The sequence below is a fragment of the Neomegalonema sp. genome (assembly GCF_028688855.1).
Taxonomy (GTDB): Bacteria; Pseudomonadota; Alphaproteobacteria; order Rhodobacterales; family Rhodobacteraceae; genus Neomegalonema.
Map to the genome: position 1 here is coordinate 75,789 of NZ_JAQTXI010000004.1, position 22,380 is coordinate 98,168.

Sequence of the window (22,380 nt, forward strand, 5' to 3'; positions counted from 1 at the left end):
CGCTTGATGAATGGTGATTGATCTTGAACGCCATAGACCCTGACGCCCTCGTCGTCCCTCCGAGGACCTCCGCCTTCAGACGCCCCCTTCCCACCCGCATCGCGCCCGGAGAACGGGTCTCCGCGCAGGACATCACCGCGATTCTCTGCGTCCGGCTCCACGAAGGCAACCCCTGGGCGGCCGACCGGCTGCGGCTCTTCGCCGAGCATTACGATCCTGCGCCGCGCGTGCTGGTGCTGGACTTCGGCTCGCAGGAGCCCTACGCGGAGATCCTCCGGTCCATCTGCGCCGGATGCGGCTTCGATCATCGCCAGGAACCGGACGAAGACACCTATTCGCCCGCCGCCGCCCATAATCGCGGCTTCGAGCACTCGACCACCGATCTCGTGTTCTTCTGCGACGTCGATTGTTTCGGCGCGCGCAGCCTCTTCGGCGATCTGGCCCGCGTCGCGACTTCGCTGCGGATGAAATCCGTGGTGGACGCCTCGCTCATCCTGCCGGTGCTGCACATGGGCGAAGCCGACACCGCGCGTTGCCTCGCCTGCGAGACTCCGGCCGAAAGATCCGCCTACCTCGACGCCTTCGGGCATTACGCCCAATATGCGCAGTTCCAGAAGGCCGACAATTTCTTCATCGCCCCCTATTCCAACATCTATCTGATCAACCGCCGGATGTTCGACCTCTGCGGCGGCTATGATGAAAGATTCAGGGGACATGGCTCCGAGGATTTCGAATTCCTCACCCGTCTGGGTCTGCATGCGCAACACGTCCCCGGCGCGGCGAATCTGACTCTCGATCGCTACGGGCCTCTGGGCGCGGAGTTCTACGAAGCCAAGCCCTATGTCGGATTCCGGAGATTCTTCGAAGCCATGTCCCATCCCGCCGACAGCTTCGGCCTCAAGATCCATCACCTGTGGCATCCCCGTCCGGCCGCCGAGGACTGGCAGAGCAAGAACGACTGGAAACGCGCCAGACTCCAGGCCGCCTTCGCCGATTACGTCGGGCAGCCGACCAATCTGCTGAAGATCGATTTCCTGCGTCGGGAGAAGACCGTCTACTGCCTCTGCAAACACCCGGATCAATGGGCCTATCACCTGCCCCTGAGGCTGGCGGGCTACCGGACGGTGCTCGTCGATCAGGACGATCCGGCGACCATCGCCCGCGTGAGCCGCGAACTCGTGGCCGACGACGCCAGCGCCATCTCCATCTTCAACCCCTACATGAAGAGCCACGAGGGCTTCCGTCCCCTGTTCATGCTCGCGCAGGATCTGAAGCGCACGGTCGTCGTGATCGAGCGCGGCGCCTTGCCGAACTCGATCTATTACGACGACGACGTGGCCTACGCCTCGCCCAACTTCTCCGAAGAGGCCTTCGCCCGGGCCTCCTTCTCCAACGCGGAGCTGGCCGACGCCCGGGATTACGTCGAGACCCTCCGTCAGGGCGCCGCCACCCTGGAGGCCATGGACGGATACGCCGAAACCGAAGCCCGCCATCCCTGGCTCGCCCATCTGACGCGCCCCGTCTGCTTCATTCCGCTTCAGCTCGAAGAGGACATGGCGGTGACGATGTTCGTCCGGGGCGAGGAATCCTACGCCGGATTCGCGGCCTCCCTGAACGCCCTCGTCGCGGAGAACCGGGACGTCATGTTCATCGTCAAGCCGCATCCGCTCTCGAAGGGCGACCAGATCCTCCCCGCGAGCAACCTGCTCGTCGCCGAGCGGAGCGACAACATCCACTTCCTGCTCGACGCCGCCTCCTTCACGCTCTGCTACAATTCGGGCGTGGGGCTTCTGTCGGTGCTGCACGAGAAGCCGACCTTCACGCTGGGCAACGCCTTCTACCGGCTTGCGGGCGCGGCGCGGCACTGCTCTTCGGCCCGCGAGGCCGTGGAGGCCTTCCGCGCCGGAGACTTCCAGCAGCCGAGGGAGGATCTCGCGACCCGGATCGCGGCCTGGTTCCTCCACCGGCGCTACTCCACCTTCTCGGCCGAGGACGTGATCCGCGATTTCGGCCACCGGAAGGCCCATGGCTACCGGAACATCCTGGTGACCAGCCTGCGCTGGCGCGACGTCTCCGTCGCCCTGGAGCGGCAGAGGGATACGGCCCCCTTCTCCTGGAAATGCTACATGACCGCCAGACTGGGCATGAGGTATCGCGAACCGGCGCCGGCTCCGCCGCCGAAGCCCCAGCCGAAGCCCGCCGCTCCGGCGCCTGCGGCCGCCGCCAGACCGGCCGCTCCCCCGGCGCCCCCCGCCCAGACGGCGCCCGCCGCTCCGGCGAAGCGTCAGGCGGAGCCCGCGCCCCATACGAACGAGCTGATCAAGTCGACCCGGAAATTCCGCCTCTATTCCCTGGCCTATGCGCCCTTCCTCTCCGACCGGCAACGCGAGCGCCTCCGGAACAATCCGCAGGATTTCTTCGACAAGTCCACCCATCCCATCTCGAAGATGGGCAAGGCCATGTTCAGGCGGCAGCTTTCGGCGGCGGTCTGAGTCCGGCGGAGACGCGGCCCTCCCGGCGGCCTTCTCCGGCCGCCGGATCCCCTCCGCTCAGAGCGGGCGGACGGAGAGGATTTCGAGCGGCGTGGTCCGGCCGCCCGCCTCGAAGTCGACGATCTCGCCCGGCTCGGCCTCGTCGAGCGCCCGCGCCAGAGGCGAGGTCCAGGCGAGGAGGCCCCGCAGGGGGTCGGCCTCGTCCTCTCCGACGATCCGCAGGGTCTGGAGGCCCTCCGGACGCCGGACGACCACCTCGGTTCCGAAGCCGACCGCCCCGGCGCCCGGATCCTGCCGGAGAAGGCGCATGCTGGCGCGGCGCGCCTCCCAATAGCGCAATTCACGCCGCAAGGGCTCGGCCTCCTGCTCGGCGAGGCCCTCCAGAGCGCGCCGCAGCCCGGCGATCCGCTCCAGGATGAGTCCGGCGCCGCGTTCGGTCACCAGATTGGGCGCGGAGCCCACAGGAATGTCCGGCTGAGGCGCCTCCGGCGCATCGTCGTTCTCCTTCACGAAGGCGCGGCTCATCTTCCACCTCCCGTCCCGCCGAAACCCGCAGACTCGCATGTCGGGAGCCCCGGGCCAAGCCCCGAAGGCCTCAGGGCGCGGAGGCCGCAGAGGCCGCGGCGGCGGGCGCGGGCGCGGGCGCGAGCCGCGTGCGGATCTCCCGGCTCAGCGGCGCCGAAGCCGCGCCCAGATGGCTCGGGCGGCCCGGCAGCCCCATCGGATAAAGCCGCTCCTGCTGACGCACATAGGCGGCGGATTTCGGGCCGCAGAGCCGGGCGCGCATGTCCTCGGGCGCGGCGGCCGGATCGTTCGGCAGATCGGTCAGACGCAGCCCCAGGCCCCGGACGTCGCCTTCGAAGGCGGCCTCCAGCAGGGCGGCGGCCCTTTCGTTGCGCTCGCGGTCGGTGGTGGCGCCGAGCACCACCGCCACCACGCGCCGACCATCCCGCACGGCGAGGCTCACGAGATTGCGGCCCGAAGCGCAGACGAAGCCCGTCTTCAGCCCGATGGCGCCCGGATAGCGGGTCAGGAGCTGGTTGAGGGAGGGCAGCCTCCGGTCGTTGAGGCTCACCTCGGAGAGGCCGAAGAAAGGCAGGCGCTCGGGAAACATCCGGTCGATCGCCGCCGCGAGGATCGCCAGATCCCGGGCCGTCGAGACCTGGGCCTTGTCGAAGAGGCCCTCGGGATTGACGAAATGCGTGCCGGTCATGCCGAGCCGCCGGGCCGCGTCGTTCATCCTCTCGACGAAGGCCGCCTCGTCTCCGGCGAGGGTCTCCGCGATGGCGACGGCGGCGTCGTTGGCCGAAACGCCGAGCATGGCGTAAAGCGCGTCCTCCAGAGACATGACGCTGCCCGGCGCCAGACCGGACTTCACCGATTCCGCCCCCAGCGCGTTCTCCGAGAAGACGACCTCGTCGCCGAGCGTCACGATCCCGGCGCGCAGGGCCTCGAAGGCGACGAAGGCCGTCATCAGCTTGGTGGTGGAGGCCGGATACCAGGGGCGTCCGGCGTCCTCGGCCTGGAGGACCTCCAGGGTCTGGGCGTCGATCGTCAGCGAGGGCGTCGCCCGGGCGGGGGCCGCGAGGGTCAGGAGCAGGGCGCAGAAGAAGGCGCGGGTCAGCATGATCGGGGCTCGGCGGAGTTCAGGGACAAAGGCTCCAATCTCCAGATTTCCGCAGATGAAACAAGCTGATCTTGCGCCGCACGCGTCCGGTCTCCGCAAGGGAGGCCGGACGCGGCTCCGCCGGATCCCGCTCTGGAGCGTTCAAACGCTCCAGGTTCTTGTCTGGTCGCCTTTTCGCGACGCGAAGCCATCCGGCTTCGCTGGACAAGGCTCTAGTTGGGCCTTGGTTCGCCGCTCGAGCTGACGGAGGGCTGAGGCAGGGAGGGGATCCAGACGCCGAACTCGACCTCGCCGCTTTCGCCGGGCGCAAGGGCCCCGTCGAACGGAAAGAGGATCTCGCCTTCCAGAGGCTCCATGAAGACCACCGGCAGGACAGGCGGCAAGGGCGTCAGCCCCGGAGGATGCGAGATCACCCGACCCGGCGCGCCCGGATAGAACAGCGTTCCGCTCGGCGTGTGGTCATGGATCCGCACCCGCCTGACAGGCGTCACGCCGCGATTCTCGAAGCGGATCCGGTAGACCACGCAATGCCCGGACCCGATGGACAGCTCGACGGCCGTGAAGCCCGCCTCTCCTGCGTCCGGGACGCCGTTGCAATCGGCGTCGACGGCCTGGAGCTTGCGCGCGAAGATCGCCCCCGACCCGTCGCCCCCCACCCGCGTCAGGTCCGCGACCGAGGCCGAGCCCGAAACCCCGCCCCTGACCACCCGCGCCGTCAGGCGGGTCAGATCGCTCCAGCCGCCGGGGGCCTCCTCGGGGATCTTCGTCACCAGCCAGAAGAGATGATCTCCGGCGGGGATGGAGGTCGAGGCGCTCCAGTCCCAGAGCGCGTCGCCGGGGCCATGGACGCCGTCGCCGTCGTCGCGATAGAGCGCCCAGGTCAATCCGCGCTCCGAAGCCGCCTCGAAGCTCGCCGCGCCCCCGCCCAGACCCTGGCCGATCTGCAGCCGATGGGCGTAGATCGCCAGCTGGCCCGCCGGAACCTCGGCCTCATGATCGGGGCTGAGCAGGAGGGTCAGGTCCTGCTGGGGGCGGCAAGCCGTCAGGGCGTTCAGCGCCATCTCCCAGGGCGCGGCCGGATCGTCCGAGAAGCGCGTCAGACCGATCTGGAGGTTCTGGACCCTGCCGTCGAAGCCGACGATCACCCGCCCCTCCTCGCCGGTCGGCGAGCTCGCCAGCACGCCGACGGCGTCGCCGCCCGAGAGGCTCACCGAGCCGCCGCCCGACATCCGCGGAAGAAGGGTCGCTCCGGCCCATACGCCCATGACGCCGACATATTCCAGACCTCCGGCGTCGCCGCCCAGGCCGCGCAGGTCCATCCTCAGGCCCTCCACGGGCGCGGAGAAGCTGATCTCCACGACGCTCTGTCCCGCGCCGCGCAGCGCGAGGGCTGCGGCTCCGCCCGGCCCCACGGCGCCGACGCCGATCTGGCTGACGGCGGGCGGAAGGTGGTCGACGACCGTGAAGAAGCCCTCCAGCTCTCCGAACCGCAGGACGCCGCTGGAGGCTCCCGCAGCCCAGGAGGTCGAGGCCCAGTCCACCCCGATCTCGCCCAGAGGGCAGACCGCCGCTCCGACCGGCGGAGCCGTCCCGCGCACCGGAACGGCCGAAGCCTGATCCTGATCATCCTCGTCGGGGTCGCCGTTGCCGGGGATGGAGTCCACGTCCTCCAGAGGCGCGCCGAGAGCGTCGGTCATCGCGATCACTTCGGCGACGTTGGTCCAGCTCCCCGTCGCGAGGGGCAGGACGCTCAGGAACAGACGGGCCTCGCCGCCCAGAGGCAGGGCCGAAGTCAGGCTCCAGAGGCCGCTGACCAGATCATAGGTCCCTTCCGCCGAAGAGGCGCTCATGAACAGATAGCCCGACGGCAGGAGATCGCGCACGACCAGGCCATGAGCCGCCACATCCCGCGCATTGCGGAGCGTCAGGGTGAAGTCGATGGGGAAGCCCATCAGGGGGGCGGGATCGGAGATGCTCTTGGTCAGGGAGACGTCGGCGCGGTGGAAGGGGAAGACTTCGGCGGAAGCCGCGTTGTTCGCGGGCTCGGGATCATGAGCGTTCGAGGCGGCGGAGGCCTCGTTGAGCCAGGATCCGCTCGCAGCGACCCGGGCGACGATCGTCAGGGAGGCGACGCCGTCTCTGGCGAGGTCGCCGAGGCTCCAGAGGCCTGAGGCCGGATCATAGGCCCCTCCGCCGTCGTCGGAGACATGGAGGAGGCCCGAGGGCAGGAGATCCGTCACGACGGCGGATTCTGCGGTCGAGGGGCCGAGGTTGGTCAGGTTCAGGGTGAAATGCGCCAGATCGCCGACATTGGGCGTGGCGAGGGCGACGGTCTTGGTCAGGGCGAGGTCGGCCACGGGCAGGGCGTCCACCATGGCGGCGGCGACGTCGTTGGCGGGGTCGACGTCATGCGAATCCGTCGTGACGCTGGCGATGTTCTCGTGGAGGCCCGAGGGCCGGATCCGCGCCGTGATCTCCAGACGGGCGGTCGCCCCGGCGGCCAGAACGCCGTGCGTCCAGAGGCCCGAGACCGGATCATAGGCTCCTCCGCCGTCATCCGAGAGATATTCGAAGCCCGAGGGCAAGAGATCCGTCACCCGGACGTTCGTGGCGGGGATATGCCCGGCGTTGCGCACGGAGAGGGTGAAGACGACCTCGGAGCCGACCAGAGCCGTCGGCGGATCGGCGGTCTTGGTCAGGACGAGATCGACGTCGTCGTCCTGAATGGAGATGGCGGTGGTCTGGAGCGCTCCGGGGCCGCAGGCGCGCGTATTGGCGATGGCGTAGACGTTCGCGGGATCGGCCTGCATCTCGAGCTGGATGGTTTCGAGCGCCTCGAGGACCTCGTCCTGAAGGATGGTCAGGCCGAGGGGAAAGCGCTGCGCGGCGTAGACGCCGGGCGGGACGAGGATGGAGAAGAGATCCGTTCCGGAAGGCGTCGTGTAGTCCACCCCGAGGACGGCGGTTCCGCCGGTCACGCGGGCGTAGACGTTCATGGGAGCCGTCACGGTCCCGTCCACGATCAGCGCGGGAAGGGAGGCCGCAGGCGGAGTCCCGCCCTCGATCAGCAGGCCGCCGGCGGCGGCGAACTCCACGAAGGGCGAGAGGATTATATGGACATCATCCAGAAAATTGCCGGTGGAGCCGCTGTTCCCAGACCGGAACTGAATCCTGTAAAGACCGGTCGCGCCAGCGAACCTGACGGCGCCGGTCGTGTTCTCGTTCACCAGCCATCCTGCGCCTGCGCTCGTCGTCTGCGTGGCCAGAAGCTGCACGATGTCGTTGGAGTTCGTCGGGCTGGCGATTTCATAATAGGCGATCTGAGGATTGGCGCCCCCGGTGCGGTTGCGATGGGCGAAGCGCCAGCGCAGAGGCTCGTCGTTGAGGAGGCATATCTCCTGATAGAGCGCTCCGATCAGATTGGCGTTCAATTCGGCGAAATAGGAGCCGGCGTACGAGGGAGTGCTCTGGGTATTGGTCTTGTGCCAGATTTCGATCTTGTGGTCCGTTGCGGTGGTCGACCAGCCGGGCACGTCGATTTCATCATACAGGGTTACGAAGGAGCCGGGAGAGCCGGGCGGCAGGACCGCCCCGTTGAGGAGCGGATCCTCGAAATCCGGATTCGTGACGGTGCGGAGCTGCGCGGAGGCCGGAGAGGCCGCCAGAAGGCCGCAGAGAATCACCCCGGCGAATCCTCCCGCCGCAAGCCGATCGCGGAGCGCGCCGAAGCGCGACGGAAGCTGGGGTCGAACGGGCGCGAGCATGGGGCCTCCTGGGGGAAATCCGGCGCGATCCTGCGTCGGGCGACGGGCCTGAACCCGACCGCAACAGCAGAAGACCCCTCAAATGCTGAGAAATTCCTATGATCCGCCTCTCGGAGGTTGTATTTTCGCCCTCCGGGCCCGTCTCAACGAAAAGACGTGAAGCGCGACCTCTGGACGCGGAGACGTAGCGGAAGGCTTGTGCGTCGCCTCATCCCGAAGGCGGGCTGTCCGCGCCGCCCGACCCCCGGGTTTTCCCGATTCCCCGGAGGGGTCGTCCGGTCCGGATTCGCGTCGCGGGCCAGGAGTCCGGGCGAACGCATCCCGGGATGTCGCGATTCGCCGAAATCCTCTCCCCTGCATTTCCGCGTCAACACCCTCATTGGTGGATTTTTATCTGAAACTTCCCGCTTCCGGTGATTGAGTGAAGGAGTTTCTTCATGGTTCACGAATATATGACGTGCAGTGAACTTCAATCCTGAACGCATGGCCTGCGGCTCGCCGCTTCGCCGTGGTCCGACGCAAGGAGACGTCATGGCGCTCACCCTCTCCAAAGGGCAGAATCTTTCGCTCACGAAAACCTCCCCGGGCCTGACCAGGGTGCTGATCGGCCTCGGCTGGGATCCGCGCGTCACGGACGGCTCCGGCTTCGATCTCGACGCCTCCGCCTTCCTGCTCGGAGAAAACGGCAAGGTCCGTTCGGACGCCGACTTCATCTTCTACAACCAGATGACCTCGGGCTGCGGCTCGGTCTCGCACACCGGCGACAACCGCGACGGAGCCGGCGACGGCGACGACGAGCAGATGAAGGTCGATCTCTCGAAGGTGCCCGCCCATGTGCAGCGCATCGCCGTGACGGTGACCATCCATGACGCCGAACAGCGTCGCCAGTCCTTCGGCCAGGTGGGCAACGCCTTCATCCGCATCGTCAACGACGAGAACGACTCCGAAGTCGTCCGCTACGAGCTGTCGGAAGACTACTCCACCGAGACCGCGATGGTCTTCGGCGAGCTCTACCGCCATGGCGGCGAATGGAAGTTCCGCGCCGTGGGACAGGGCTATGCGGGCGGCCTGCGCGCCATGTGCCAGCAATACGGCGTCAACATCTGACGCGAAGCTCCGGCCTCTTCCCTCCCCTGTCTCCAGAAGCTCAGGAGCCATCATGGCGGTTTCGCTTTCCAAGGGCGGCAACGTCTCCCTCACCAAGGAGGCCCCCGGCCTCTCCTCCGTCACCATCGGCCTCGGCTGGGACGCGCGCGTCACCGACGGCGCGGCCTTCGACATCGACGCCTCGGTCTTCATCTGCGGCGAGAACGGCAAGGTCCGTTCGGACGCCGATTTCGTCTTCTACAACAATGCGGTCGGAGCGGGCGGCGCGGTGCGTCACCTCGGCGACAACCGCAGCGGACAGGGCGACGGCGACGACGAACAGCTGCGGGTCGACCTCAAGGCCGTGCCCGAGGACGTCAAGAAGCTCGTCTTCGCCGTGACGATCCACGACGCCGCCGCGCGCGGCCAGAACTTCGGCCAGATCGGCAACGCCTTCATCCGCGTCGTCAACGACGCCGACGGCAAGCCGATCACCCGCTACGACATGAGCGAAGACCATTCCGTCGAGACCGCCATGATCTTCGGCGAACTCTATCGCCATGGCGGCGAATGGAAGTTCAAGGCCGTGGGCGCGGGCTTCTCGGGCGGGCTCGGACAGCTCGCCTCCAGCCATGGCGTGAACGTCGGCTGAGGTCGACGCGGATCGGGCTCTCGGCGCCCTTCGGGGCTTCGGCGGCCGGATCCGCCCTTCCAGCATATCCGCCGGATCTTCGCGGCCCGGGCCTTCCGGGCGCGCCGGACCGGCGCGTTTTCAGCACAAGGCCACAGAAGATGATCGGACTGGAGCTTCAGGCGGGGGGGAACGCGCCGATCCCCGAAACGGCGCAGGTCGAGATCCGGCTGCCTTCGGGCGCCGGGATCGACGTCTCGGCCCTGCAGACCTACGCCGACGGCAAGGTGCGCGGCGACGGCGACATGTGCTTCTTCAACCAGCCCTCGATTTCGGGCGGCGCCCTGGTCCTGCAACGGGCCGCCCCGGATCGCGCGAGCTTCACGCTGCGGCTCGCGAACCTCCCGGCCGCGGTGGAGAAGATCGTGATCGCCGCGACGCTCGAAGGCGCCGGGAATTTCGGCCAGCTCGCGGGCGAGATCGCGCTCTCGACGGGCGACGTGGTCCTGCGCATCCCCGTGGCGGGGCGCGCCGAGAAGGCCCTGATCCTCGCCGAGGTCTACAGACGCAACGGACAATGGAAGATCCGCAACGTCGGCCAGGGCTTCAACGGCGGCCTTGCGGCCCTCGCGACCCATTTCGGCGTCTCGGTCGCCGAGGCGAAGCCCGCGCCGCGCCCCTCCCCCGCTCCGGCGCCTGCTCCGGCCCCCGCTCCGGCTCCGGCCCCCGCTCCGGCGGCCAGGCCTCAGGTGAATCTCTCGAAGATCTCCCTGACCAAGGCCGAGAGCAAGATCAGCCTCAAGAAGCAGGACGGCCGCTTCGGCAAGATCCGCGTGAACCTGAACTGGAACCAGAAGAAGCGGAAGGGCCTCTTCGGGCTCGGCGGCGGCGGGATCGACCTCGATCTGGGCGCGCTCGTGGAGAGCGTGAACGGCGACCGGACGGTCGTCCAGGCTCTGGGGCGCACCTTCGGCGATTACGACTCCTTCCCCTTCGCGCGGCTGCTGGCCGACGACCGCACCGGCGCCTCCACAGACGGCGAATGGCTGGAGATCAACGGCGACCGCTGGACGCAGCTCCGTCGGGTCCTGATCTACGCCTTCATCTACGAGGGCGTCCCCAACTGGTCCGAGACCGACGGCGTGGTGCGGGTGATCGTGCCCGACCAGCCCGAGGTCGAGGTCCGGATGAACGAACATGGTTCGCCTCTGGGGCTCTGCGCCGTGGCCCTGCTGGAGAACGTCGGCGGCGAGATCCGCGTGAGCCGCGAAGTCACCTTCCACAAGGGCCATGAGCCTCTCGACCGGGCTTACGGCTGGGGCATGCGCTGGACCGCCGGCCGGAAATGAGCCGTCGGCCCTTCCCGGACTCCTCATCGGCGCGCCCCCCCGAAGCGGGCGTGCGGCGCATCGGAACACAGGAAACATCATGACCACACCCCCTGCGGACAGATCCATGCTGTCCTATCTGAAATGGGCCTTCATCGTCACGGGTCTGGGGCTCGTCCTGGGCGCGGTTCTGGGCTGGCGGACCACGGGCACCTTGAGCGGCATGGCGTCCATCGTCTTCATCTGCGCGGTTCTGGCGGTTCTGGAGATCTCGCTGTCCTTCGACAACGCCATCGTCAACGCCAACAAGCTGAACACGATGTCGGCGGTCTGGCGTCAGCGGTTCCTGACCTGGGGCATCCTGATCGCGGTCTTCGGCATGCGGATCCTCTTCCCGCTGCTGATCGTGATGCTGGCGGCGAAGATCGGCCCCTGGCAGGCGGTGACGCTGGCCGCCTCCGATCCCGACGAATATTCGCGCATCATGCAGGGGGCGCATCTGCCCATCGCGGCCTTCGGCGGCACTTTCCTGCTGATGGTCGCCCTGAGCTTCTTCTTCGACGAGGAGAAGGACGTCCACTGGTTCGGCTGGATCGAACGGCGCATGGCCTGGCTCTCGTCGATCAAGGGCGTCGAGATCGCCATCGTGCTGAGCCTGATCCTGGCCTTCTCGCGGCTCGTTCCGCCCGACCAGATCCAGAGCTTCGTGATGTCGGCGATCTACGGCCTGCTGACCTTCCTGCTGGTGCAGGTGGCGGGCGAGCTGCTCGACGCTTCGGACAAGGCGCTCAAGGGCGCGGCCAGCGGCGGGCTCGGCGCCTTCCTCTATCTGGAGGTGCTGGACGCCAGCTTCAGCTTCGACGGCGTGATCGGCGCCTTCGCCCTGACGCACAACCTCTTCGTGATCGCCATCGGCCTCGGCATCGGCGCGATGTACGTGCGTTCGATGACCATCATGCTGGTCGAGAAGGGCACGCTCTCGACCTATCGCTATCTGGAGCACGGCGCCTTCTGGGCGATCCTGATCCTCTCGGTGATCATGTACGTCCAGACGACGGGCCTGCACATCCCCGAGGTGGTCACCGGCCTGGGCGGCGCGGCGCTGATCGGCGTGGCGCTCCTGGCCTCGATCCGCTGGAACAAGGCCAATCCCGACGGCGAGGAGGATTCCCGCGAACCGGCGGAGATCCTCGCCGCTCCGGCCGAGTGATCCGTCTGCGCGCGTGATCCGTCTCCGTTCGGGGGCCGCCCTGCGGCCTCCTGCGGAGCGGCCCGACCGGAGCTTTCCCCTGCGGCGCGCCGATCCGGGCGCGCCGCCTCATCCTGCAAGGCCCCCGGCTCGGGAAGCCGCCGGAGCCGCAATCCCCACGATCAGGAGACCCCATGCGCAGATTGCCCGTCTATCTTGTCCTCGACGTCTCCGGCTCGATGAGCGGAGAGCCCATCGAGGCCGTCCGCAACGGCATGAAGATGCTCGTCAGCACCCTGCGCAGCGATCCCTACGCCCTGGAGACCGCCTGGCTCTCGGTGATCCTCTTCGACGGCTCGGCGCGCCAGGCGACTCCCCTGACCGAGCTGATCGCCTTCCAGATCCCCGACATCGGCGCGGGCTCGACCACCTCGCTGGGCGCGGCGCTCAAGCTGACCGGCGAATGCATCGAGCGGGAGGTGGAGAAGACCACCGCCTCCTCGAAGGGCGACTGGAAGCCGCTGGTCTTCCTGATGACCGACGGCCAGCCCACCGACGACTGGCGCAAGGGCCTCGCGGAGTTCCGCAAGGTGCGGACCGGCATGGTCATCGCCTGCGCCGCCGGGCCCAGCGCCGACGCCTCGCTCCTCAAGGAGATCACCGAGGTGGTGGTGGCGCTCGACACCGCCGACAGCAGCACCATCGGCGCCTTCTTCAAATGGGTTTCGGCCTCGGTCTCGACCTCCTCGAAGAAGGTGGACCTGAACAAGTCCGACGCCGACGCCCTCGACGAACTGCCGCCGCCGCCGCCGCAGATCAACCTCGTGTGACGCTCCGGCGCGGAGGGCCTTCCGGATCCTGCGCGCCTCCTCCGGCCCCATCGCGGGAGAAGATCCCATGAGACGTCTGCCCGTCTATCTGCTTCTGGACACCTCCGGCTCCATGAAGGGCGAGCCCATCGAGGCCGTCAACACCGGCGTGCGCGCCATGATCGGCGCCCTGCGCCAGGATCCCCATGCGCTGGAGACGGTGCATGTCAGCATCCTGACCTTCGACCGCGAGGCCAACGTGGTCCTGCCGCTGACGCCGCTCGACACGCTGCAGCTGCCCCGGATCGTCACGCCCGAGTCCGGCCCGACCCATCTGGGCCTCGCGCTGGAGGTGCTGGCGGAGCGGGTCGGGCGGGAGCTGCGCAGATCCACCGCCGAGACCAAGGGCGACTGGGCGCCCTATCTCTTCGTCATGACCGACGGCCGCCCCTCGGACGTCCAGGCCTTCGCCGAGCAATGTCCGGTCGTGCGCGGGCTCGGCTTCGCCAGCGTCATCGGCTGCGTGGCCGGCCCCAAGGCCCGCAGGGAGGATCTGGAGCCTCTCTGCGACCATGTCGTCGCGCTCGACACCATGGACGGCGCGGGATTCGCCGGGTTCTTCCGCTGGGTCACCAGCGCCATCGCGAAGGGCGGCCAATCCGTCGGGGTCGCCGGGGCGACGGATCTTCCGCCGCCGCCGCCTGAAATCCAGGTCGTGTTCTGAGGAGGCGCCCATGCGCAGATTGCCGATCTTCTTTCTCGTCGACGTCTCGGAATCCATGGCGGGCGAGAACCTCTACAAGCTCGAAAAGGGCCTTGGCGCGGTGGTCTCGGCGCTGCGCAAGGACCCCTACGCCCTGGAGACCGCCTGGCTTTCGGTGATGGTCTTCGCGGGCCGGACGCGGGTGTCGGTCCCTCTGACCGAGCTGACCCTCTTCCAGACTCCCGAACTGCCCATCGGCGGCGGGACGGCGCTCGGGGCGGCGCTCGACCGGCTGATGGACGAGATCGACCGCACGGTGACGGTCTCGACTCCCGACCGCAAGGGCGACTGGCGGCCCATCGTCTTCCTGCTGACCGACGGCCATCCCACCGACGACGCTTCGGCGGCTGTGGCGCGCTGGAACCGCGCCTATCGCAGCCGGGCGCATCTGGTGGCGGTGTCCATCGGCGGCGGAGCGGATCACGAATTGCTCAAGCGCCTGACCGAGGACGTCGTGGTGTTCAACGATCAGGCGCCCGACGCCTTTTCGCGCTTCATCGGCTGGGTCACGCTCTCGATCCAGAGCCAGAGCCGCAGCGTCAGCGCGGGCGAGGAGGGCAAGCTGAGCCTCGCCAAGGGCGAAGCCGATCTGCTGGCCAGACCCGGCCCTTCCGCCCGGCGCGGAGAAGAGGCGGGCGTGGACGACCGTTTCGCGGTCTTCGTCGGGAGATGCGTCTCGACGAAGCTGCCCTATCTCGTGAAATACGAACGCCAGTATCGGGAGGCGGACACCCAGGATCCGGTGCTCGCGCGCGCGCTGCGCAAGAAGTTCTACCTCCTCAAGACGACGCTGCCTCTGAAGGCGAGCTATTTCGACCTCTGCGCCGAGGGCGAAGGCGCGCATCCTGCGGTGAAGGTGAACTCCATGGATCTGGTCGGCGGTCAGCCGCCTTGCCCGCATTGTCTCTCCCCGATCAGCATGGCGATGCACGGAGCGGGATGCGGAGGACTTCACTGTCTGCGCGGCGAGGGCGAGGCGACTTGTCCCTGGTGCGGCGCGCTCGGGTTTTACGGCGCCTCGGAAGGCGGCATGGAGATCGGAAGGGGTCGCGGATGAACCATCAGGCCTCCAACGAGAAAGCGGTCTGGACCAGCTTCGACCGCCTCGCCCACATGCTCTCCGATCTCGACTGGCCTCCGGCCGCGGAAGGCGAGCACAGCTTCCATGGCCTGAACCTCGACGAGCGGCGGATCCTGCGGCTCCTCATGCTCGCCCCGGAGCGGCGAAAGGAGGCGGCTCTTCCCTGCGCGCCTGCGCCCGCCGCCGAGCCGCCTCCTCCTCCGGAGCCCATCCCGCCGCTCCTCGCTCAGGATCGGGAGGCGACGTCCCTTGCGCCCGCCCCCCTTGCGCCAGTTCCGGAGGCCGCGGCCTCCGGCCCGACGCCTCCGGCTGGCGCGCCGGATCCGGCCGGGCCTCTCCCGTCCTTCGCCGAACCCGAGGCGCCGCCTGCGTCTGGCGCCATGGCTTCTCCGGCGCCGGAGATCCAGCCTCCGAGCCCCCGGGAGGAGCCCCCACCCGCGCAGATCCCTGACCTGCAGCCCCCTCCCGCGATGGTCGCCCCGCCGCCTCCGACGACGCTGGAAGCCTTCGCTCACGCCCCGCGCAAGCCGCTTCTCCAGCAGCCTCCTTCCCTCCAGCGCCAGGCGTTCGACGCGGGCGGACTGGAGCCCGGACGCCGCTCCCTTCCGGCGAAGCAGATCAGCCTCTCGCTGCCCAACGCCCGCGCGGGCGAGCCCTACGAGGCGCTCCTGAACGATCACCTCGGCGAATGGCGCGACGAGGGCGGTCCTCTGAAGGATCCCCGCTTCATGGGCTCGGGCGGCGCAGGCGGCTCCGGGCTGGAGCTGGATTCCGCGACGGGCCGTCTGTCCGGCCGTCCGGGCGCGAGCGGCGACTTCACGTTGCGCATCGCCGGACGGCATCGCGACCGCCCTTGCGAGGTGACGGCCAGCCTGGCGGTGATTCCGGATCCGAAATCCCTCTGGGTCTACCGGGACAGCGACAGGAACGCCCCTCACTGGCGGCCCGACGAGGAGGCGCAAAGGATCGACTCGGGACCTCTCTTCGGCCTCGGCGCGAGCAAGCGCGGCCGCTCCCACGCCCGCGACGGCGGCTTTCGCGACGACGCCTTCAACATCCTCTCGGTCTCGCCCGAAGGCTGGACGCTCGGCGTCGTGGCCGACGGGGCGGGCAGCGCCCGCATGGCGCGGCGCGGCGCGGCGCTGGCGGTCGAGACCATGTCCCGGACCCTGCCGCCCCTGCTGCGCGAGCATGTGGAGCCCCATCTCTCCGATCTGCTCCCCAGAGCGGCGGCCAAGGAGCTCCAGGCGGCGGACCACCTGCATCAGCGCATGACCCACGCCTTCACGACCGCCGCCCACGCCGCCGTTTCGGCCATCCACGCCGAAGCGAAGGAGGCGGGCGACAGCGTCTCCGCCTACGCCACCACCCTCGTGGCGAGCGCCGCGCTCCGGACGCCGCAAGGCTGGCTGATCGCGGCCTTCGCCATCGGCGACGGCGGCGCGGTCATCCTCGACGCGCCCACCGGCCACGTGACGCCCCTCACCAGGCCCGACAGCGGCGATTTCGCCGGACAGACCCGCTTCCTGCACATGACGGAGTTCCGCGAGCCCGAACTCCTCGCGCGGCGGGTGGCCGTGACGCTCCTGCCGGATTTCACCGCCCTGATGCTCATGACGGACGGAATCACGGATCCGAAATTCCCCACCGAGACGGATTTCGCCGATCCGGCGCGCTGGACGGCCTTCTGGAGGCACGACCTGACGAAATCCGTGAACGTTTCGCCCGAAGACCCCGAAGCCGGAAGCCGGCTGCTGGACTGGCTGGACTTCTGGTCGCCCGGCAACCACGACGACCGGACCATCGTGATCCTGACTCCAAGGCGGGAGCCCTCCGCATGACGAGCGTCGTGAAGCTGACCACCCTCGACGGCAAGTCCGTCGAATACGTCGACGAGATGATCGCCCAGGGCGGCATGAAGGACGTCTATTTCAGTCCCGACCGCAGCTATGTGGTGGCCTTCTTCCGCGACGCCCTGGATCCCCAGGGCAAGGAGCGGCTGCGCTCCATCGTCGGAACCTACCGCGACGGGCTCTTCAACCAGGCGGGCGGCGACTACTGGAAGGATCTCTTCTGCTGGCCGGTCAGCCTCGTCGAGAAGGACGGGCGGATGGGCGTGGTGACGCCCGTCTATCGCCCGCATTTCTTCTTCGCCCATGGCTCGGTCAACGGCGACATGCTCGGGATCAAGGGCAAGGAGAAGGAAGGCAAATGGTTCGCCAGCGCCTCCAACCGCTCCAAGTTCCTGGCGCCGGAGGAGAAGGGAAGCTGGCTCACCCATCTCCAGATGTGCCTGAGCATCAGCCGCGCCGTGCGGAGGCTCCATGCGGCGGGTCTGGCGCATTCGGACCTGAGCTACAAGAACGTGCTCGTCGATCCCACCAGCGGCCGCGCCTGCATCATCGACATCGACGGTCTGGTGGTGCCGGGGAAATTCCCGCCCGACGTGGTCGGCACGCCCGACTTCATCGCGCCCGAAGTGATCTCCACGCAGCATCTGGCGAAGAACGACCCGAAGCGCAAGCTGCCTTCGGCGGAGACCGACCGGCACGCCCTGGCGGTGCTGATCTACATGTATCTGTTCTACCGGCATCCCCTGCGGGGCGGGAAGGTCCATGACCTCGACCCCACGAAGGACGAAGAGATGCAGATGGGCTCGAAGGCCCTCTTCGTGGAGCATCCCTCCGATGCGGGCAATCGCGTCAAGGCGGCCCAGCTGAACAAGGCGCAGCTGCCCTGGTGCGATCCGGCGCGCCTGCCCTACACGATCTCGGGGCCTCTCCTGAGCGACCTTTTCCGCAAGGCCTTCATCGACGGGCTCCACGCGCCCCAGAACCGCCCCACCGCCGACGAATGGGAGCGCGCCCTCATCCGCACCATCGATCTGGTGCAGCCCTGCTCCAACCGCTGCGAGATGGGGTGGTATGTCTTCGACAACACCAGCAAGCCGAAATGTCCGCATTGCGGAACGCCCTATCAGGGCAAGCTGCCGATCCTGAACCTCTACTCCAGCCGTCAGAAGGATTCCTATCGCCCGGACAATCACCGCGTGATGGTCTGGGACGGGCAATCGCTCTTTCCCTGGCACATGAACCGCAACTTCATTCCGAACGAGAACACCACGCCTGCGCAGCGTCGGAGGGTGGGGTATTTCCAGCGTCATGCGGGGGAATGGCATCTCGTCAACGAGGCCATGCCGGACATGCGGGACCTCGTCGCGAAAAGGGACGTCGCGATCGGCGGAAACGTCAAGCTGGTCGAGGGGGCGCAGATCCTCCTTTCGCGCGCGGAGGGCGGACGCCTCATCCAGGTGCAGATGTCCAACTGACGCCTCCCCGAGCCATGGCCGCCCTCCACGGACTTCAGCGGCGGGCGGCCGCCCCGGCCACGGCCTCCTGAAGCTCCTTCGCCCAGTCGGCGCCGCCCGAGGCCCGCGCCAGAAGCTGCGCCCCGACCATCGCCGCGAAGATCACCTGCGCCTCCCGCCGCGCCTCGGGATCGGCCTCCGGCGTCCGGGCGAGGAACTCCGCGAGCAGGGCCCCGGCCCCCGCGCCATAGGCCTCCCGGGCCGGAGGCTCCGCCTCGCCGGAGAGATGCGGGGCGTAGGCCAGCAGGGGACAGGCCCGGTCGCCGGGCCTGGGCCGGAAGTAATGGCGGAGGATCGTCAGGATGCGGTCTTCCTGCGGATCCTCCGCGCCTCCGGCGGCGCCCCGCCAGAAGGCGGCCGCCTGCGCGAAGGAGAGGGCGCAGGCCTCGCGGACCAGCTCCTCCTTCGAGGCGAAATGCCTGTAGAATCCGCCGACCGTCAGGCCCGCCTCCGCCATGACCTCGGCGACCGCCACGGCCTCGACGCCGCGCGCGCGAAAGAGGCGGCTGGCGCTCTCCAGGATCCGGATCCGGTTCCGCGACGCCTGCTCCGCCGACGAGCGCCCCATCTTCAGGCCTCCCTTCTGAAGGCCAGAAGCTTCGCGGTCAGCTCCTGGAGCGTCTCGTCCTTCTGGTTGAACGTCAGGCTGCGCGTCAGCACGATTCCCCGATCCGGCCGGGAGCGCGAGGGCGTGATCTCCAGGATCCGGCTCCGCACCCGCAGGACGTCGCCCGGACGCGTCGGACGCGGCCAGGAGATTTCGCCGCCCGCCCCGATGACCCCTTGCGCGAAGGGAAGGCTCTTCACGAGCAGATTCATCGTCAGGGCCATCGTATGCCAGCCGCTCGCGGCGAGGCCCTGAAAGAAGCTCCCGCGCGCCGCCTCGGGGTCGGTGTGGAAGGGCTGGGGATCGAAGCGGGTCGCGAAGGCGATGATCTGCTCTTCGTCGATCAGATGCTCTCCGCTCAGAAACTCCTGTCCGACCGCCAGGTCGTCGAGATGGAGAAGCGCGGGCGAAGTTCCGGAAGCCATCGGATGTCTCCTCGTCGAGGCCTGGACGCGCAGGAGGCGGCCCGAAACGGAGCGCCCGGAATAGATCATATGCGTAATCTATTCCGGCGCAAGCCGCCTCCGCCCGCCTTCATGGAAGATCACCCCTGCGGCGGCGCGTCCCCCGCCTCCGGGGCGGCTTCCGGAGAGGCCTCGGCGCGCGGATCGAGGACGAGGCTGCCCGGAGTCTGGGCGCGCGCCAGAGGCATGGTCGCGAAGCTCTCCGGCGCGGGCGGCGGCCCCTGGCGGCGGGACATCCGGAAGAGCGAGAAGACCGCCATGACGAAGCTGCATCCGGCGATGGCGAGGAACAGGCCATGCGGCCCCCGGGTCTGCATGAGTCCGGCGGCGAGCATGGGGCCGAACATCGTCCCGATCCCGTAGAGGATGAGCAGACCGCCCGCCGTCTTCACGAAATCCGAGCTCTCCACCATGTCGTTGGCGTGGGCCACGGCCAGGGAATAGACCGGATAGACCAGCCCCCCCATGAGGAAGGCCGTCAGGAAGATGGTCGCCGGATCGCGGCTGGCCATCATGGCGGCCGTCAGGGCGAGCGCCGCGCAGAGGAATCCGGCGGCGCTCATGACCAGCCGGCGGTCGATGCGGTCGGAGAGGCGCCCCAGCGGAAACTGCAGGAGGATCCCCCCCGCCATGGTCGCGACCAGCAGGGTCGAGATGCGGGCCCGGTCATAGCCGACCGCATTGCCGAAGACCGGCGCCATGTTGTTCCATGCGCCCTCCATCACGCCGCCCATGATCACGCCGACCGCCGCCGCGGGCGACGTCGCGAAGATGGCGCGCAGGTCGAGCCGGACCTCCGTCAGGGGCTTCGGATGGGCCTGACGGGACATGGCCGTCGGGATCACCGCCGCCGCGAAGGCGATCCCGCAGAGCATGAAGGGAGTCGTCAGCAACGGATCGGTGAAGGGCATGACGAATTGTCCGGTCATCACGGCGCCCATGGTCGCGACCATGTAGAGCGAGAAGACGAGCCCTCGGGATTCGTTGGTCACCCGCTCGTTCAGCCAGCTCTCGATGATCATGAAGGCGCCCGCCAGAGCGAATCCGCTGGCGCCCCGGATCAGGATCCAGACCAGAGGATGCACGATCAGGCCGTGCAGAAGGGCGCAGATGGCCAGAAAGGCCACCAGCGCCGTGAAGGCGCGCACATGGCCCGCCCTGCGCACGATCCCCGGCGCGACGAAGCATCCGAGCGTGAAGGCCACGGCGTATCCGGTGCCCAGAAGGCCGATCTCGTAGATCGACCAGCCTTCGAGCGCGCCCCGCACCGGCAGCACGACGCCCGACAATCCCGCTCCCACCATCATCAGGAAGGTGGAGAGCAGCAAGGAAACGATGGGAACGAGAGTGGAGCGCATCGCCTGACCTGCGATCATGGAGGATTCCGGCGAAGCCCCGGCGACGCGGACGCCGCAGGGCTTCGGGCGCGTCTGCATAGGCCTTCCCCTGCGCGCGCGCCAGACGATTCCCCGCTGACCGCAGACCCCTTCCCGGGCTATGATCGCCCGGAGCCGTTCAGGAGGAAGCCTTGCGCAATCCGCTCCGCAGCGCGATAGAGCGCAGCATCCACAAGATGACCGGCGCCGGAGCGATCAGCTTCGACGATCCCCCGGGAGACCCCGGGCTGCTCGGGCCGGATTCCGTCGCCTGGAAGGTGCACGCCGATTTCGTCCCGATGATCGCGGGCGGCGTCTCGGCGCTCATGACGCAGATGCTCCATCCGCTGGCCATCGCCGGAGTCTGGGATCATTCGAACTTCCGCGCCGACGTCATGGGGCGTCTGGCCCGGACGGCGCAGTTCGTCGCGGGCACGACCTACGCCGCGAGGCCCACCGCCGAAGACCTGATCGCCCGCGTGAAGCGGCGTCACGAGGCGGTGAAGGGCCTCGACGCCTCGGGCCGGGCCTACAGCGCGAGCGATCCGGCCTTGCTGACCTGGGTGCATGTGGCGGAGGCCTCGGGCTTTCTGGCGGCCTGGCTGCGCTTCGTCGACCCGACCCTGCCCGAGGACGAGCAGGACCGCTATTTCCGCGAGACGGCCCTGATCGCGGAGAAGCTGGGCGCGCAGGACATTCCCGTCACGGCTTCGGCGGTGGCGGCCTGGCTGCGCGACATGACGCCCGAACTGCGCTTCGACGACCGCACGCGGGAGGTTCTGGCGGCGATCTCGGCGGCGCCGGTGCGTCCTGCGGTTCTGGGCGTCTTCCGGCGTTTCGTGATGGCGGCGGGCTTCGAGCTCATGCCCGCGCCGATGCGCGCCCTGATCCCGCAGCAGGACCGCCCCCGGGCCCCCGGCGCCCTGCAGGCCATGGCCTGGGCGACTCCGGTCGGGAGATGGGCCATGCGCGACAGCGCGGCGAAGAAATCGCGCCGACGCGCGGCGGCTCCGGCCGGAACGCCCTGAGGCCCCCTCCCCCTGCGGGATCGCCTCGCTTCGGCGGACGGCCCGCCTTATGATTCCTCCCGAGCCCCGACGCCGCGCGCAGGGGCGAGTCTGGGGGGAATGAGATGTTGAAGAAACACAGGACCTTCGCGGTCATCGGCCTTGGCGCCTTCGGCAGCACGGTCGCCGGAGAACTGGCGAAATCGGGCCGTCAGGTGATCGGGGTGGATCTGGACGAAAGGCGCGTCGCGCAGATGGCCTCGGCGCTGCATTCGGCGGTGATCCTCGATTCCACCGACGAAGTCGCCCTGCGCGAGGCCGCCATAGATCAATACGACGCCGCCCTGATCGCCATCGGCCGCGACATTCAGGCCAGCATCCTCACCACGATGAACCTGCGGATGCTGGGGATCGGCGTCATCTGGGTGAAGGCGGCGAACAAGACCCATCACCGGATTCTCGTCAAGCTGGGGGCCGACCGCGTGATCCTGCCCGAACAGGAGATGGGGCGGCACATCGCGCAGATGCTGAACAATCCCATCGTTCAGGATTACGTCAGCCTCGGCAACGGCTACAGCGTCGTCAGCGTGGATGTTCCGGAGGGCCTGAAGGGGCGTTCCCTGGGGTCTCTGGGAATCGGCTCGACCCATGACCTGAAGATGCTCGGGCTGATGCGCGGCGCGGAGTTCCGCAGCTGCGACCGTCCGGACCTGACCCTCGAAAGGGCGGACAAGCTGATTCTCCTCGGCAAGCGGCCGGATCTGCGCCGCTTCGGCGACGCCTTGTGAG

18 protein-coding genes are annotated in these 22,380 nt (G+C 68.4%); 12 read left to right on the forward strand and 6 right to left on the reverse strand.

Going from position 1 to position 22,380, the window contains the following annotated elements:
- Positions 1 to 23 precede the first annotated feature (23 nt).
- Positions 24 to 2,492: a hypothetical protein gene (locus tag PHN62_RS04195; protein WP_300146756.1), complete on the forward strand. Its 2,469-nt coding sequence runs from the start codon at positions 24 to 26 to the stop codon at positions 2,490 to 2,492.
- 57 nt (positions 2,493 to 2,549) lie between these two features.
- Here the strand turns inward: PHN62_RS04195 and PHN62_RS04200 are convergent, their stop codons facing one another.
- The 3 genes from PHN62_RS04200 to PHN62_RS04210 all read right to left on the reverse strand — a co-directional run bounded on the left by PHN62_RS04200 (position 2,550) and on the right by PHN62_RS04210 (position 7,883).
- A complete protein-coding gene (locus PHN62_RS04200) occupies positions 2,550 to 3,017 on the reverse strand; it encodes a GreA/GreB family elongation factor (RefSeq protein WP_300146758.1) in 468 nt (155 codons plus the stop codon).
- Between the two features lie 70 nt (positions 3,018 to 3,087).
- Complete coding sequence (locus tag PHN62_RS04205) at positions 3,088 to 4,119, reverse strand: D-alanyl-D-alanine carboxypeptidase family protein (protein ID WP_300146760.1); 1,032 nt, start codon at positions 4,117 to 4,119, stop codon at positions 3,088 to 3,090.
- Between the two features lie 212 nt (positions 4,120 to 4,331).
- Positions 4,332 to 7,883, reverse strand: coding sequence for a DUF11 domain-containing protein (locus tag PHN62_RS04210; protein ID WP_300146763.1), 3,552 nt, complete (start codon positions 7,881 to 7,883; stop codon positions 4,332 to 4,334).
- A gap of 531 nt (positions 7,884 to 8,414) precedes the next feature.
- Between PHN62_RS04210 and PHN62_RS04215 the strand changes: the two genes are divergently transcribed.
- From PHN62_RS04215 to PHN62_RS04255, 9 genes are all read left to right on the forward strand, one after another.
- Positions 8,415 to 8,990 (forward strand): TerD family protein, encoded by a 576-nt coding sequence (locus PHN62_RS04215; protein ID WP_300146766.1) that lies wholly within the window; start codon positions 8,415 to 8,417, stop codon positions 8,988 to 8,990.
- A 49-nt stretch (positions 8,991 to 9,039) separates the two neighbouring features.
- A complete protein-coding gene (locus PHN62_RS04220) occupies positions 9,040 to 9,621 on the forward strand; it encodes a TerD family protein (RefSeq protein ID WP_367186994.1) in 582 nt (193 codons plus the stop codon).
- A gap of 140 nt (positions 9,622 to 9,761) precedes the next feature.
- Positions 9,762 to 10,949 carry a TerD family protein gene (locus PHN62_RS04225; protein ID WP_300146770.1) on the forward strand — a complete coding sequence of 396 codons (1,188 nt, stop codon included), beginning with the start codon at positions 9,762 to 9,764 and terminating at the stop codon, positions 10,947 to 10,949.
- Positions 10,950 to 11,028: 79 nt separating this feature from the next.
- Positions 11,029 to 12,138 (forward strand): DUF475 domain-containing protein, encoded by a 1,110-nt coding sequence (locus PHN62_RS04230; protein ID WP_300146773.1) that lies wholly within the window; start codon positions 11,029 to 11,031, stop codon positions 12,136 to 12,138.
- A gap of 173 nt (positions 12,139 to 12,311) precedes the next feature.
- Complete coding sequence (locus PHN62_RS04235; protein WP_300146776.1) at positions 12,312 to 12,947, forward strand: VWA domain-containing protein; 636 nt, start codon at positions 12,312 to 12,314, stop codon at positions 12,945 to 12,947.
- A gap of 67 nt (positions 12,948 to 13,014) precedes the next feature.
- A complete protein-coding gene (locus PHN62_RS04240) occupies positions 13,015 to 13,650 on the forward strand; it encodes a VWA domain-containing protein (RefSeq protein ID WP_300146779.1) in 636 nt (211 codons plus the stop codon).
- Positions 13,651 to 13,660: 10 nt separating this feature from the next.
- A complete protein-coding gene (locus PHN62_RS04245; RefSeq protein WP_300146782.1) occupies positions 13,661 to 14,746 on the forward strand; it encodes a TerY-C metal binding domain-containing protein in 1,086 nt (361 codons plus the stop codon).
- Positions 14,743 to 16,611: a protein phosphatase 2C domain-containing protein gene (locus tag PHN62_RS04250; RefSeq protein ID WP_300146785.1), complete on the forward strand. Its 1,869-nt coding sequence runs from the start codon at positions 14,743 to 14,745 to the stop codon at positions 16,609 to 16,611. Before PHN62_RS04245 ends, PHN62_RS04250 begins: the two co-directional genes overlap by 4 nt.
- Complete coding sequence (locus PHN62_RS04255; protein ID WP_300146788.1) at positions 16,608 to 18,098, forward strand: lipopolysaccharide kinase InaA family protein; 1,491 nt, start codon at positions 16,608 to 16,610, stop codon at positions 18,096 to 18,098. The genes PHN62_RS04250 and PHN62_RS04255 overlap by 4 nt, the downstream gene beginning before the upstream one ends.
- Before the next feature lie 34 nt (positions 18,099 to 18,132).
- Here PHN62_RS04255 and PHN62_RS04260 read toward each other — a convergent pair whose 3' ends face one another.
- From PHN62_RS04260 to PHN62_RS04270, 3 genes are all read right to left on the reverse strand, one after another.
- The gene (locus PHN62_RS04260) at positions 18,133 to 18,705 is read right to left on the reverse strand and encodes a TetR/AcrR family transcriptional regulator (protein WP_300146791.1); all 573 of its coding nucleotides are present in this window, start codon (positions 18,703 to 18,705) and stop codon (positions 18,133 to 18,135) included.
- Positions 18,706 to 18,707: 2 nt separating this feature from the next.
- Positions 18,708 to 19,169, reverse strand: coding sequence for a MaoC family dehydratase (locus PHN62_RS04265; RefSeq protein WP_300146793.1), 462 nt, complete (start codon positions 19,167 to 19,169; stop codon positions 18,708 to 18,710).
- A gap of 119 nt (positions 19,170 to 19,288) precedes the next feature.
- Positions 19,289 to 20,644 (reverse strand): MFS transporter, encoded by a 1,356-nt coding sequence (locus tag PHN62_RS04270; protein ID WP_300146795.1) that lies wholly within the window; start codon positions 20,642 to 20,644, stop codon positions 19,289 to 19,291.
- Positions 20,645 to 20,736: 92 nt separating this feature from the next.
- On the opposite strand from PHN62_RS04270, the gene PHN62_RS04275 reads away from it, so the two are divergent.
- Positions 20,737 to 21,612, forward strand: coding sequence for an oxygenase MpaB family protein (locus tag PHN62_RS04275; protein WP_300146798.1), 876 nt, complete (start codon positions 20,737 to 20,739; stop codon positions 21,610 to 21,612).
- Positions 21,613 to 21,716: 104 nt separating this feature from the next.
- Positions 21,717 to 22,379: a TrkA family potassium uptake protein gene (locus tag PHN62_RS04280; RefSeq protein ID WP_300146801.1), complete on the forward strand. Its 663-nt coding sequence runs from the start codon at positions 21,717 to 21,719 to the stop codon at positions 22,377 to 22,379.
- Position 22,380: the final 1 nt, after the last annotated feature.

What these genes read in the sequence shown, in the direction of transcription:
- PHN62_RS04200 (WP_300146758.1), bottom strand. Translation starts at nt 3,017, where the DNA reads ATGAGCCGCGCCTTCGTGAAGGAGAACGACGATGCGCCGGAGGCGCCT.
- PHN62_RS04205 (WP_300146760.1), bottom strand. Translation starts at nt 4,119, where the DNA reads ATGCTGACCCGCGCCTTCTTCTGCGCCCTGCTCCTGACCCTCGCGGCC.
- PHN62_RS04210 (WP_300146763.1), bottom strand. Translation starts at nt 7,883, where the DNA reads ATGCTCGCGCCCGTTCGACCCCAGCTTCCGTCGCGCTTCGGCGCGCTC.
- PHN62_RS04215 (WP_300146766.1), top strand. Translation starts at nt 8,415, where the DNA reads ATGGCGCTCACCCTCTCCAAAGGGCAGAATCTTTCGCTCACGAAAACC.
- PHN62_RS04225 (WP_300146770.1), top strand. Translation starts at nt 9,762, where the DNA reads ATGATCGGACTGGAGCTTCAGGCGGGGGGGAACGCGCCGATCCCCGAA.
- PHN62_RS04230 (WP_300146773.1), top strand. Translation starts at nt 11,029, where the DNA reads ATGACCACACCCCCTGCGGACAGATCCATGCTGTCCTATCTGAAATGG.
- PHN62_RS04235 (WP_300146776.1), top strand. Translation starts at nt 12,312, where the DNA reads ATGCGCAGATTGCCCGTCTATCTTGTCCTCGACGTCTCCGGCTCGATG.
- PHN62_RS04240 (WP_300146779.1), top strand. Translation starts at nt 13,015, where the DNA reads ATGAGACGTCTGCCCGTCTATCTGCTTCTGGACACCTCCGGCTCCATG.
- PHN62_RS04245 (WP_300146782.1), top strand. Translation starts at nt 13,661, where the DNA reads ATGCGCAGATTGCCGATCTTCTTTCTCGTCGACGTCTCGGAATCCATG.
- PHN62_RS04250 (WP_300146785.1), top strand. Translation starts at nt 14,743, where the DNA reads ATGAACCATCAGGCCTCCAACGAGAAAGCGGTCTGGACCAGCTTCGAC.
- PHN62_RS04255 (WP_300146788.1), top strand. Translation starts at nt 16,608, where the DNA reads ATGACGAGCGTCGTGAAGCTGACCACCCTCGACGGCAAGTCCGTCGAA.
- PHN62_RS04260 (WP_300146791.1), bottom strand. Translation starts at nt 18,705, where the DNA reads ATGGGGCGCTCGTCGGCGGAGCAGGCGTCGCGGAACCGGATCCGGATC.
- PHN62_RS04265 (WP_300146793.1), bottom strand. Translation starts at nt 19,169, where the DNA reads ATGGCTTCCGGAACTTCGCCCGCGCTTCTCCATCTCGACGACCTGGCG.
- PHN62_RS04270 (WP_300146795.1), bottom strand. Translation starts at nt 20,644, where the DNA reads ATGCAGACGCGCCCGAAGCCCTGCGGCGTCCGCGTCGCCGGGGCTTCG.
- PHN62_RS04280 (WP_300146801.1), top strand. Translation starts at nt 21,717, where the DNA reads ATGTTGAAGAAACACAGGACCTTCGCGGTCATCGGCCTTGGCGCCTTC.